The 11955-nt window shown below is 44.8% G+C and carries 13 protein-coding genes; all 13 read left to right on the top strand.

Annotated elements, in window-relative coordinates; all coding sequences use genetic code 11:
* Window positions 1-43 precede the first annotated feature (43 nt).
* Window positions 44-1012 (top strand): diacylglycerol kinase, encoded by a 969-nt coding sequence (locus KNP06_RS01170; protein ID WP_214710939.1) that lies wholly within the window; start codon window positions 44-46, stop codon window positions 1010-1012.
* A gap of 129 nt (window positions 1013-1141) precedes the next feature.
* Window positions 1142-2506, top strand: a complete 1365-nt coding sequence (gene rlmD / locus KNP06_RS01165) for a 23S rRNA (uracil(1939)-C(5))-methyltransferase RlmD (protein WP_214710940.1) — start codon at window positions 1142-1144, stop codon at window positions 2504-2506.
* A 160-nt stretch (window positions 2507-2666) separates the two neighbouring features.
* Window positions 2667-3881 (top strand): hypothetical protein, encoded by a 1215-nt coding sequence (locus tag KNP06_RS01160; RefSeq protein ID WP_214710941.1) that lies wholly within the window; start codon window positions 2667-2669, stop codon window positions 3879-3881.
* Window positions 3882-3941: 60 nt separating this feature from the next.
* Entirely contained in the window at window positions 3942-4352 is a 411-nt protein-coding gene (locus KNP06_RS01155) for a phage holin family protein (RefSeq protein WP_214710942.1), read from the top strand.
* Window positions 4353-4354: 2 nt separating this feature from the next.
* Entirely contained in the window at window positions 4355-5293 is a 939-nt protein-coding gene (locus tag KNP06_RS01150) for a GH25 family lysozyme (RefSeq protein ID WP_214710943.1), read from the top strand.
* 139 nt (window positions 5294-5432) lie between these two features.
* A complete protein-coding gene (locus KNP06_RS01145; protein WP_073127413.1) occupies window positions 5433-5651 on the top strand; it encodes a hypothetical protein in 219 nt (72 codons plus the stop codon).
* Window positions 5626-5943: an rRNA biogenesis protein rrp5 gene (locus KNP06_RS01140; RefSeq protein ID WP_214710944.1), complete on the top strand. Its 318-nt coding sequence runs from the start codon at window positions 5626-5628 to the stop codon at window positions 5941-5943. Before KNP06_RS01145 ends, KNP06_RS01140 begins: the two co-directional genes overlap by 26 nt.
* Window positions 5936-7072, top strand: a complete 1137-nt coding sequence (locus KNP06_RS01135; protein ID WP_214710945.1) for a DUF2800 domain-containing protein — start codon at window positions 5936-5938, stop codon at window positions 7070-7072. Before KNP06_RS01140 ends, KNP06_RS01135 begins: the two co-directional genes overlap by 8 nt.
* A 5-nt stretch (window positions 7073-7077) precedes the next feature.
* A complete protein-coding gene (locus KNP06_RS01130; RefSeq protein WP_003762660.1) occupies window positions 7078-7629 on the top strand; it encodes a DUF2815 family protein in 552 nt (183 codons plus the stop codon).
* Between the two features lie 72 nt (window positions 7630-7701).
* Window positions 7702-9642 (top strand): DNA polymerase, encoded by a 1941-nt coding sequence (locus tag KNP06_RS01125; protein WP_214710946.1) that lies wholly within the window; start codon window positions 7702-7704, stop codon window positions 9640-9642.
* Between the two features lie 55 nt (window positions 9643-9697).
* On the top strand, window positions 9698-9913 hold the full coding sequence (locus KNP06_RS01120) for an SHOCT domain-containing protein (protein WP_214710947.1): 216 nt from the start codon (window positions 9698-9700) through the stop codon (window positions 9911-9913).
* Between the two features lie 61 nt (window positions 9914-9974).
* Window positions 9975-11537 carry a recombinase family protein gene (locus KNP06_RS01115; RefSeq protein ID WP_214710948.1) on the top strand — a complete coding sequence of 521 codons (1563 nt, stop codon included), beginning with the start codon at window positions 9975-9977 and terminating at the stop codon, window positions 11535-11537.
* Complete coding sequence (locus KNP06_RS01110; protein ID WP_046391878.1) at window positions 11538-11954, top strand: recombinase; 417 nt, start codon at window positions 11538-11540, stop codon at window positions 11952-11954.
* Window position 11955 lies beyond the last annotated feature (1 nt).

Raw genomic sequence — 11955 nt, 5'->3', positions numbered from 1 at the left:
GTGTCTCGCTTTTCGCTCGACTTGAGCATGGGGAGAGAACAGTATGCAACGAAAACGCGCACGGGTCATCTATAACCCGACATCTGGAAAAGAAGTGATCAAACGGGAACTCCCGTACATTTTGAACCGCCTCGAGGATGCGGGTTATGAGACGTCGACGTACGCGACGAAAGCAATCGGCGACGCGACGCTCGAAGCCGTTCGAGCCGCGGAGGCCGAGTTCGACTTGATTATCGCGGCTGGTGGGGACGGGACGCTGAACGAGGTTATCTCGGGACTCGCCCCGCTCGACACGCGTCCGACGATCGGGCTCATCCCAGTCGGAACGACGAACGACTTTGCCCGAGCGATGCGGATTCCGCTCAACGTCGTCGGTGCCCTCGACGTCATCTGTGACGGATTCGAGATGCCGGTCGACCTCGGTGAGATTGAAGGGGAGACAGGGGATATCCACTACTTCATCAATATCGCCGGCGGCGGCATCATGACGGAGCTGTCATACGAGGTGCCGTCGAAACTGAAGACGGCGCTCGGTCAGCTCGCCTATTACGTCAAAGGGATGGAGAAGCTTCCACTCATCAAGCCGACGTATATCGAGCTCGAGCACGACGAGGGCACGTTCAGCGGCGAGGTCATGATTTTCCTCACGTCGAACTCGAACTCGGTCGGTGGCTTTGAGAAGATTTCACCACACGCCTCACTGAACGACGGTCTGTTCGATTTGTTCATCTTGCGCAAGTGTAACTTGTTCGAGTTCATCCACGTCGTCCGTTTGTTGCTCCGTGGTGAGCACTTGTCGAGTCCGCTCGTCGAGCACGTCAAGACGGGACGCGTCAAGATGAAGACGACGACGGAACGGATGAGTCTCAACATCGACGGTGAATACGGCGGCGAATGCACGGGCGAGATGCGAAACTTGTTCCGTCACTTGACGGTGCTCGCACCAAACGCGCGCATCCGTGAGATGGAAGACTTGAACGCCCAGTATGAACGCGAACAGATGATTAAATAGCTGTTCAACGTAGCGAACGAGAAAGCAGAATGATTCGGCTCGGCGTGGCGCACACGCCGAGCTTTTCGTTCGCTTGGAACGGGTATGAACCAATACACACTATTTTTTGAATCGGGAAAGGAGAGACTCATGTTACCAGTCCAAAAGAATGACCGTCTCGATGTCCACATCCACGATCTCACGCATGAGGGCGCGGGCGTGGCACGCGTCGACGGTTATACGCTGTTCGTCCCGAACGCACTTCCGGGAGAGACCGTGGAAATCGTCGTGACGAAGACGAATAAACAGTACGGGTTCGCCCGCTTGCTCGATGTGAAAGAAGCGAGTGCGGACCGCGTCGAGCCACCGTGCCCGATTTTCTATCAGTGCGGGGGCTGTCAGCTCCAACACTTCAGTTACGACGGCCAGCTCCGTCAAAAACGGGACCGTGTCGTCGATGCGTTGAAGCGACTTGGCCAATTCGATGTGCCTGTCCACGAGACAATCGGCATGCCGGAACCATGGCGTTACCGCAACAAGGCACAAGTGCCGTTCAAAGACGAGGCCGGTCGCCTCGTCGCCGGTTTCTATCGTCCACGTTCGCACGATATCGTCGAGATGAAGGAATGTCTCATTCAAGATGAGCGCAACGATGAGGCCGTCCAAGTCGTCCGTGACGTGCTCGCGGCGCACGGCGTGCCGGCATACGATGAGAAGACCGGGCGCGGCGTCATCCGCCACGTCATGGCCCGTTACGGCTACCATTCGGGTGAATTGATGCTCGTCCTCATCACGAAGACGACGAAAATCAAAGGCGTCAACGAGATTGTCGCCGACATCTTGAAACGTCTGCCGGACGTGACGTCGATCATGCAAAACGTCAACCCGGACAAGACGAACGTCATCTTAGGGTCGACGAACAAACTGTTATATGGCCATGAGACGATTGAGGATAAGATCGGTGGATTGACGTTCACGATTTCCCCGCACTCGTTCTTCCAGGTCAACCCGGTCCAGACGGAGAAACTGTACGGCAAGGCGCTCGAATACGCGCAACTCACGGGGACGGAACAAGTCGTCGACGCCTATTGCGGCATCGGGACGATCAGTCTGTTCCTCGCCCGGAAAGCGGCGCACGTGTACGGCGTCGAAGTCGTACCGGAAGCGATCGAGGACGCGAAACAGAACGCGCTTGTCAACGAGATCGACAATGTGACGTACGCGTGTGGCGCGGCAGAAGATGTGTTGCCACAGTGGAAGAAGGATGGCATCAATCCGGACGTCATCGTCGTCGACCCGCCGCGTAAAGGTTGTGCCGAGTCGTTCCTCGAGACGATGGTCGAGATGGCACCGAAGCGGATCGTTTACGTGTCGTGTAACGTCGCGACGCAAGCGCGCGATATGCGTTACCTCGCCGACCGTGGCTACAAATTAGTCGAAGTCACCCCAGTCGACATGTTCCCGCATACGGCGCACGTTGAGACGGTAGTATTGATGTCAAGGGTAGATAAGTAAGGATGTAATAAGATAAGTAAATAAAGGCTTTCCGTGATTTGAGGTCTGGTTCTAAGCCGGAAGGATAATCGCGGATTTTTACTATGAGGGAAGTTATCCAAGATTGGTGAATTTTTCTGAAAACAGACTGTGGTGGCCTTATTGGAGAACGACTTTCTGGATGGTACTGAAAAAAGGAGTGAGCCTTTCTCAAGGAACACATACCATCACCATTTCGCTTGGGGCAAAGGGTGCACAGTTTTATGGATTTAGAGTCTGTTCTTCATTTTCTGAGGAGCCAACAGTTGGTGAAGCAGAATATACCCTTGCTCCTAGACATTTCAAAGATATAAACGGAGATATGGTCGGGCCTGCAACAGGTTTTAAGTTGACATTCGAGATGCTTAGAAGAAAAGCAGATTCAGCCCTTGTGTGGTATGAGGATTTTAGAGATGAGAACCCTCTCCCCCAAAGCTACTGGACAACCTTATCGGGTGAATGGAGTGTTTGGCAAGATACAAGCAGTTCGATGAATAGACCCTATTCCCAACTGGAGGGTAAGGGGCAGTTAGCATGGAACTACAACAATTTTTCAGATATCCACTTAAGGGCGCAGATTATTTTTCCTGAAACCTTTAGTGGCAAGGCAGGTGTTTTTATTGGAACGATTTATTGTTGCTTTAATTATGATAACCAGCGCATTGAACTGTATGAAGGTTCTACTTTAAAAGGTAGTTATGCCACCAGCTTTTCAAAAACATCGGCCGCAAACATTCGATCGAATCCAAGCTTTTATACTCTAGAAATTCGAAAGCGTGGCAATCAAGTGCGGGTCTATTCCTCTGCATCCAATACACTGCGCTTTACAGCCACTTGCTCGGATGTGACAGGGTATGCAGGTATTCGTTCGGATAATAAAGTCCATTGTCAGTTGCTTCGCTTAGGTGATGCCTGGACCTATGAGCCTTATGAACGCTTTGACGTGCTTATGCCCGATGGAACATTTAAATCTTATGGCAGGCTATCAAGAAGTAACTGTTCTTGGGATGATGAGTTTCAAGTGTTTACTTTAACAGCAGACATTGAAGAATCAGCCACAAGAAGTGAAAGCATCTCTCTTGATTATGACTTTTTTCATTCGGATATGATGCCGTCCATCCAGTGCGGAAAGGACTACAGTGTCACCATCATTCCAAGGGATATTAACATCTGGATATCTCGTATTTTCTTAGGTGATGGTGACGGATTTTCCATTCTTTATTATCAGGATGTGGATAGCCTTGTGTACTGGGCAAATGAAGCAGCTTATCGGTGGAAACTTCGAGGCATGTGTATGTGGTCACTAGGGCAGGAGGATTTAAGACTCTGGGAGTGGCTACCAAAACAAATAGAGTAATCAAAGGAACATCTGCAAAAGTAGGTGTTCTTTTTATTTCATCAAAAGGAGGAATTTTAAATGAAAGAAATATGGAACTGGATCCAAGTTGTGATAACAGCAATCGGTGGATTCTTCGGATGGTTTTTAGGAGGAGCAGACGGATTTTTATATGCGCTACTAGTCTTTGTAGTCATCGACTATCTAACAGGTGTCTTATGTGCAATCGCTGATAAGACCCTATCAAGTGAAGTGGGATTTATCGGAATCAGCCGTAAAGTGCTGATTTTTGTTTTAGTGGGTGTGGCCAATATTTTAGATGTCTATGTGATTGGTGATGGGAGCGTACTAAGAACAGCGATTGTTTTCTTCTACTTATCGAATGAGGGGATTTCGCTGTTAGAAAATTCAGCTCACCTTGGACTACCTATCCCAGAGAAACTAAAAGATGTATTAGAACAGCTTCATAACAAGAGCGAGAAGGAGGAATAATCATGAAAACTAAAGGAATCGATATCAGTACGTGGCAAAAGCCAAGTCAGATAAACTATGACATGCTTGCAAAAGAGGTTGGTTTTGTCATTCTACGTGCAGGATACACCGGTCACGGTACAGGAGTGAGTTTACACAAAGATGATGCCTTTGAAAAACACTACAAAGCCTTTCACGAGAGAGGTATTCCTATCGGTGTTTACTGGTACAGCTGTGCGAATACTAATGCCAAAGGCGTAGCAGAAGCGAAGAAATGCCTTGAAATTATCAAAGGCAAGACCATCTCTTATCCCGTTTTTATTGATACAGAGGATAATTATCACCAGCGACCAAGTGGCAAGAAAGCCATTACCGATGCTTTAGTAGGCTTTTGTGAAACCGTAGAAAATGCAGGCTATTATGCCGGTATCTATGCGTCTAGTTCTTGGTTTCAAGATTTGACAGAACTGGATCGTCTAGCACCTTATGATTTCTGGGTCGCTCAGTGGTCGAGTAAAGAACCGACACTTCGTCATGGTATCTGGCAGTATTCAAGCAAAGGTAAACTAAGTGGTTACTCAGGTAACCTAGATATGAACTATGCCTATAAGGATTACAAAACGATTATCCAAAGGGCTGGGCTAAATCATCTTGCTAAAGAAGAAAATGCACCTGCTCCTACAGAAAAGAAATCGATCGAGACGCTGGCCAAGGAAGTCATTCAAGGCTTGTGGGGTAATGGTGAAGAACGAAAGAAACGCTTAACGGATGCAGGCTATGATTATGTGGCAGTGCAATCAAAGGTCAATGAAATGCTATCTAGTAAAAAGTCGATTGATGCCATCGCAAAGGAAGTCATTCGTGGCGATTGGGGTAACGGACAAGATCGAAAAAACAAACTTACAAATGCCGGTTATGACTACATTTCGGTACAAAAAAGGGTCAATGAACTCTTGAAATAAGAACTAGTAAGATTGCCTATCAAGGAGTATTTCTCTTTGGTAGGTATTCTTTTTTTCTAAACCGTCAGATTCTATTACCTCCCGTGGCTACTAGGTAGAGGGCAACAAATAAATCGCCCTTTGGAAAGAGGTGATGGATATGAAACACAATCTCAAAATTAGTGTTTCTAAGAAGCCACAGACAGGCGGACTTGTTACCTACCGTAATGTGTCCGTAAGGGAACGAATTCTTCGCTTTCTTTTAGGGAGTAAACAGCGTGTAACGATTGTGATCCCTGGAGATAGCATCGAGGAACTATCTATCTGTGAAATGACGAAAGGAGGTACTGACCTTGAGCAAAATAAAATTACTGCTTGAAGTGGTAAATGATATGCGAAGTCTTGCTGACAGCATACAGGCGGTTTGTAATGCAATGGCAGAAAGTGATTCTGCTCCCAAAGAAGTGCCTGCCACAAAGACAGAAACAGCAAACGAGCCGGATATCCCACTGGAAAAAGTGCGTATGGTACTTGCTGAAAAGAGCCAGATTGGGTTTACTGCCGAAGTGCGAGGACTCATTCAAAAGTATGGTGCAGACAAGTTAAGTGCGGTTGACAAGGCTTACTACGCTGACATCTTGAAAGATGCGGAGGGTCTTGGAAATGGGTAATCATGCAATATTATCTGCATCCTCATCCCACAGGTGGCTTAACTGCCTACCCTCTGCAAGACTTGAACTGGAGTTTGAAGACCAAAGTGGTGAGGCAGCAAAAGAAGGCACAGCGGCTCATGACCTGTGTGAACACAAACTAAAAAAGGCACTTCATATGAGAAGTCAGCGACCTATCTCTGAGTATAACTCTGATGAGATGGAGGAATGTACAGATGCTTACGTGGACTTTGTTATGGAGCAGGTGGAACTTGCAAGAAAGTCTTGCACAGATCCTATCGTTCTTATTGAACAACGTCTTGACTTCTCTTGTTATGTTCCAGATGGTTTTGGGACAGGAGACAGTGTAATCATTTCAGATGACAGACTTCACATCGTAGACTTTAAATATGGACTGGGTGTGCTAGTTGATGCAGTGGACAATCCACAGATGAAACTGTATGCCCTAGGAGCACTTGGAATCTATGATCACCTGTACGACATTAAAGAAGTGTCCATGACGATCTTTCAGCCAAGAAGAGAAAATGTCAGCACCTGGACAATACCGGTGGAAGAACTAAAAGGCTGGGCGGAAGAGGAACTAAAGCCTAGGGCGGTCAAGGCCTTTAATGGTGAGGGTGAATACATCCCCGGTCCATGGTGTACCTTCTGTAAAGCGGCAAACAGATGTCGGGCCAGAGCCGAAGAAAAGCTAAAACTTGCAGAGAAAGAATTCAAGATGCCACCTCTGCTGACGGATGCTGAGATAGAAGAAATCTTACTTATTCTTCCCGACCTTACCAAGTGGGCGAATGAAATAACAGCCTATGCCACTGATGCAGCAGTCAATCACGGTAAAGAGTGGAACGGTTTTAAAGTTGTGGAAGGTCGCTCGGTTCGTAAGTACAAAGATGAAGGAGCCATTGCAGAAAAAGCCGTGGCAGGTGGATATAAGGATATTTACAGAAAGAGCCTTATTCCACTGACAGAGATGCAAAAACTGATGGGTAAATCCAAGTTTGAGGAACTCCTCGGTGACCTCATTTACAAACCACCGGGTAAGCCGACTCTTGTTCCAAACTCAGATAAAAGACCGGCTATGAACGTAGCAGATGCTAAAAACGAATTTAACGAAATTATGGAGGATTAAATATTATGGCAAATATGCAAAACAAGACAAAAGTTATCACAGGTGTAAACTCAAGATTTTCTTACTTCCACGGTTGGGAGCCTGTATCCATTAATGGTGGTGCGGAAAAGTACAGCGTATCCGTCCTTATTCCAAAGGATGACAAGGAAACCATTAATGCTATCCATGCAGCAGTTGATGCTGCCATAGAGGAAGGTATCGCAAAGTTTGGTGGTAAGAAACCAAATAAGGCAGCCATTAAACTACCGCTGCGTGATGGTGATGTAGAGCGTGATGATGAGGCTTATAAAGGCCATTACTTCATCAATGCGAATAGCAAGACAGCGCCACAGATTGTAGACAAAAGTGTTAAGCCGATACTGGATCGTAGCGAGGTATACAGCGGTTGTTATGGCAGGGTTTCTCTTAACTTCTATGCTTTCAACTCAAATGGTAATAAAGGTGTAGCTTGTGGTCTTGGTAACATTCAAAAAATTAGAGACGGAGAACCTCTAGGCGGTAAGACTTCTGCAGTAGATGATTTTACGACTCTTGTCGATGATGACTTCCTTGCCTAAAAGGAATAGAAAACTTGATGGTGGTGGAGGACTTCCCTCTGCCACTTTTTTCATTTAGGAAAGGTGGTAGCTATGAAGAACTTAGAAATTGATATCGAAACTTATTCATCTACCAATCTACAAAAAAGTGGTGTTTATCGTTACGTAGAAGCAGATGATTTTGAGGTTATGCTGTTTGGTTATGCGGTTGACGGTGATGAAATTAAGGTCATCGATTTGATGAATGGAGAAAAGATTCCAAAAGAAATCCTAGATGCCTTAACCGATGAAACCATTACGAAGTGGGCATTTAATGCTCAGTTTGAGCGAGTATGCCTTTCACGTTATTTGGGCTATCCCACTGGGACTTATCTAAATCCTTCCTCATGGAAATGTTCCATGGTTTGGTCTGCCTATATGGGTTTACCTCTTTCTTTAGAAGGTGTAGGTGCAGTGCTAGGACTTGAAAAGCAAAAGCTGACGGAGGGTAAAGACCTGATACGATATTTTTGTCTTCCATGTACTCCAACAAAAATAAATGGTGGTAGAACCCGTAACCTACCCACTGATGAAATCGATAAATGGCAGCAGTTCAAAGCATATAACAAGCGTGATGTGGAGGCAGAAATACAGATACAACAAAGATTGATCAAGTTTCCAGTGCCAGAGGATATCTGGGATGAGTATCATCTCGACCAAGAAATCAACGATCGAGGCATAAAGGTGGATATGGATTTTGTTAAACAGGCCATCGCCATGGATGACATATCTCATGAAAAACTACTAACCGCCATGCAGCAGATAACGAACCTTGATAACCCAAACTCTGTACAACAGATGAAAGGCTGGCTTTCTGAAAACGGTCTAAAGATGGAGACTCTCGGTAAAAAAGCTGTCGCTGAGAAACTTAAGGAAACCGATGGTGAACTAAATGAAGTTCTTTCGCTACGTCAGCAACTGGCAAAATCCTCGGTAAAGAAATATACAGCGATGGAAAATGCGGTCTGTAGTGATTCTCGCGCCAGAGGAATGTTTCAGTTTTATGGAGCTAACAGAACAGGACGCTTTGCCGGAAGGCTTGTGCAATTACAAAACCTCCCTCAAAACCATATGCCAGACTTAAAAGAGGCGCGAAATATTGTTATAAATGGTGATATTGAAACACTAGAACTGCTCTATGAAGATATACCAGATACCCTCTCACAACTGATTCGTACAGCCTTTGTACCTAGAGTGGGTCATAAGTTTATTGTGGCTGACTTCTCAGCCATTGAGGCTCGTGTGCTTTCATGGCTCGCAGGCGAAACATGGCGAACAAAGGTATTTGCTAGTGGTGGCGATATCTACTGTGCATCTGCCTCCCAGATGTTCAGTGTTCCCGTTGAAAAGCATGGTGTGAACGGTCACTTGAGACAGAAGGGTAAAATTGCTGAATTGGCACTTGGATATGGTGGTTCTGTTGGTGCGCTAAAAGCCATGGGTGCATTAGAAATGGGACTTGAAGAGGAAGAGTTAAAACCGCTTGTGAATGCCTGGAGAATGTCTAATCCCAACATCACACAGTTCTGGTGGGATGTAGATCGGGCGGCTAAACAATGCGTGAAGGAAAACAAATCACAAGAAACCCATGGCATCGAGTTTCATTGTTTTAGTGGCATGCTTTTTATCGTTATTCCCTCCGGCAGAAGGCTTGCCTATGTAAAACCTCGAATCGGTGAGAATCAGTTTGGTGGTGAGTCTGTTACCTATGAAGGAGTAGGTGGAACAAAGAAGTGGGAGCGTCTTGAAAGTTACGGTCCTAAGTTTGTAGAGAATATTGTTCAAGCCATCTCCCGTGATATTTTGATGCACGCAATGAAGATGCTTAGCACTTATCGTATTGTGGCTCATGTCCATGATGAAGTAATTATTGAAGCCGATCCTCAAACATCTGTTACTGAAGTATGTAAACAAATGAGTCAAGTGCCACCTTGGGCAAAAGGGCTGCTCCTTGATGCCGATGGCTATGAATGTGACTTTTATCAAAAAGATTAAAGAAATCATCAGATTTCACCTCCTGCCGTGGCTACTAGGTAGGAGGTGTTTTTCTATGAACATTTATGAAGTAAAAGATGGTTGTCCGTTAAAGGGCAAAACCGATCAGATGACAGAGGAAGAATTACAAAAGGAATATGACTTTCATATAGCCGAGAGTATTGTCGCAAACCTATATAAAGAAGGAAAAATCACAGTGGATGAATTACACAAAATATCAGCCTTGAACAAGCAGAAATTCTCTCCTCGTTTAGCCGAGATTATGTCCTAAAAAGCTTGCTATTAATAGCTTTTAGAGTGATGTATGTAATGGGCGAAAGCGAGGTGAGATGATGAAAAAGATAACAAAAATAGATGAACTGCCCCAGGGACAACTACCTACTACGAAACTTAGGGTTGCCGCTTATGCGAGGGTATCAACCGATAGTGATGAACAGCTTGAAAGCCTTAAAGCACAGCGTGAACACTATGAGCGCTATATTAAGTCTAATCCAGAATGGGTGTTTGCTGGTCTTTATTATGATGAAGGCATTTCCGGTACCAAGATGGAGAAACGAACTGAACTGCTCCGCATGATACGAGATTGTAAGCAAGGTCGGATAGATTTTATTATCACCAAATCAATCAGCCGCTTTGCTCGTAATACAGTAGATTGTTTAGAGTTAGTAAGAAAACTGATTGATATCGGTGTTTATATTTATTTCGAAAAAGAGAATCTAAATACGGGTGATATGGAAAGTGAACTCATGCTTTCTATTCTTTCAGGATTTGCCGCAGAAGAGTCTGCATCTATTTCACAAAACTCAACATGGTCCATTCAAAAGAGATTTCAAAACGGCAGTTATGTAGGTACTCCACCCTATGGATATACCAATATAGATGGTGAAATGGTAATCGTCCCAGAAGAAGCAGAAATCATCAAACGTATTTTTGCAGAGTGCCTTTCAGGGAAAGGTGGAGGTACTATAGCAAGAGGTTTGAACAAAGACAAAATCCCTGCAAGTAGAGGTAATCACTGGAGTGCAGGCACGGTGATAGACATGCTTCGAAATGAAAAATATATGGGTGATGTCCTACTACAAAAGACTTACACCGATAGTAACTACAATCGCCATCCAAATACAGGTGAAAAAGACCAGTACTATTACAAGGACAATCATGAACCTATTATAAGTAGAGAAGACTTTGCTAAGGCACAAGATCTCATTGATGAAAGAGCCAAGATGAAGTGTAAGGGCGTGAAAAAGAACGTTTATCTTAATCGATATGCTTTAAGTGGCAAGATTGTCTGTGGAGAGTGTGGTCGCACTTTTAGGAGGAAGACAAACTACTCAGCTGGTAGGAGTTACATTGCTTGGAGTTGCATCGGTCATATCGAAGACAAAGAGAGTTGCTCCATGTTGTTCTTGCGAGATGGAGAAATAAAAGCCACATTGACAACCATGATGAATAAGCTTGCTTTCAGTCATAAGCTAATCTTAGAACCGCTATTCAAATCAATTAGCCAAATTGATGAAGAAAGCGACCGTGAAAGAATGGATGCTATTGATAAGCGAATGGAGCAACTCATGGAAGAACGCAACACCCTTATTACACTGATGGCCAAGGGTTTCCTTGAGCCAGCTCTTTTTAATCAGGAACGTAATGTCTTGGATAGTGAGATAAAAAATCTTACAACTGAAAAAACAAACCTGGTAACGAACTCTACGAGTGGGGTTTTACGAGCAAACGATATAAAGGACATCATTGATTACGTATCAGCAGATAATTTTAATGGTGACTACACAGAAGAATTATTTGAAGAATTTGTAGAGAACATCATTGTAAATTACAGGGATGAGCTGACATTCAATTTGAAATGCGGTCTTTCCCTGAAAGAAAAGGTGGTGAGATAAATGGCATATATTCCATATGGATACAAAATTCAAGACGGAGTGGTTACTGTCGATGAAAAGGCAGCAGGTCAAGTAAAGGTATTCTTTGAGAAATACATATCAGGACTATCCCTTACAGTGGCTGGCGAACAAGCAGGTATTGATAAGACACACTCTGTGATGGGACGCATTTTGAAAAACGTCAACTACCTTGGAAATGATACGTATCCAGCAATTATTGATAAAGAGATATTTGATAAAGCTGAAGAAGTTAGAGATAAGCGTGCAAAGGATTTAGGACGAGTGGTAGAGCTTGCCGCTTTCACCTCTCCCCCTCCCAAAGAACGATTTAAAATGAGAAAGGCAGATAATAAGATGCCAGTTGATCCTTTTGAACGAGCAGAATACTTATATAGTCTGATAGAAAGCGAGGAATAAA

Source organism: Exiguobacterium sp. s21, from assembly GCF_018617975.1.
In the GTDB taxonomy this organism is placed as follows: domain Bacteria; phylum Bacillota; class Bacilli; order Exiguobacteriales; family Exiguobacteriaceae; genus Exiguobacterium; species Exiguobacterium mexicanum_A.
The sequence above is the reverse complement of the archived record's forward strand: the minus strand, read 5'-3'. Positions and strand labels throughout refer to the sequence as shown.

Bases quoted from the DNA above. Each gene is read 5' to 3' on its own strand.
- KNP06_RS01130 (WP_003762660.1), top strand. From the start codon at position 7,078: ATGGCAAATATGCAAAACAAGACAAAAGTTATCACAGGTGTAAACTCA.
- KNP06_RS01155 (WP_214710942.1), top strand. From the start codon at position 3,942: ATGAAAGAAATATGGAACTGGATCCAAGTTGTGATAACAGCAATCGGT.
- KNP06_RS01125 (WP_214710946.1), top strand. From the start codon at position 7,702: ATGAAGAACTTAGAAATTGATATCGAAACTTATTCATCTACCAATCTA.
- KNP06_RS01160 (WP_214710941.1), top strand. From the start codon at position 2,667: ATGGTACTGAAAAAAGGAGTGAGCCTTTCTCAAGGAACACATACCATC.
- KNP06_RS01120 (WP_214710947.1), top strand. From the start codon at position 9,698: ATGAACATTTATGAAGTAAAAGATGGTTGTCCGTTAAAGGGCAAAACC.
- KNP06_RS01170 (WP_214710939.1), top strand. From the start codon at position 44: ATGCAACGAAAACGCGCACGGGTCATCTATAACCCGACATCTGGAAAA.
- rlmD (WP_214710940.1), top strand. From the start codon at position 1,142: ATGTTACCAGTCCAAAAGAATGACCGTCTCGATGTCCACATCCACGAT.
- KNP06_RS01150 (WP_214710943.1), top strand. From the start codon at position 4,355: ATGAAAACTAAAGGAATCGATATCAGTACGTGGCAAAAGCCAAGTCAG.
- KNP06_RS01145 (WP_073127413.1), top strand. From the start codon at position 5,433: ATGAAACACAATCTCAAAATTAGTGTTTCTAAGAAGCCACAGACAGGC.
- KNP06_RS01110 (WP_046391878.1), top strand. From the start codon at position 11,538: ATGGCATATATTCCATATGGATACAAAATTCAAGACGGAGTGGTTACT.
- KNP06_RS01115 (WP_214710948.1), top strand. From the start codon at position 9,975: ATGAAAAAGATAACAAAAATAGATGAACTGCCCCAGGGACAACTACCT.
- KNP06_RS01135 (WP_214710945.1), top strand. From the start codon at position 5,936: ATGGGTAATCATGCAATATTATCTGCATCCTCATCCCACAGGTGGCTT.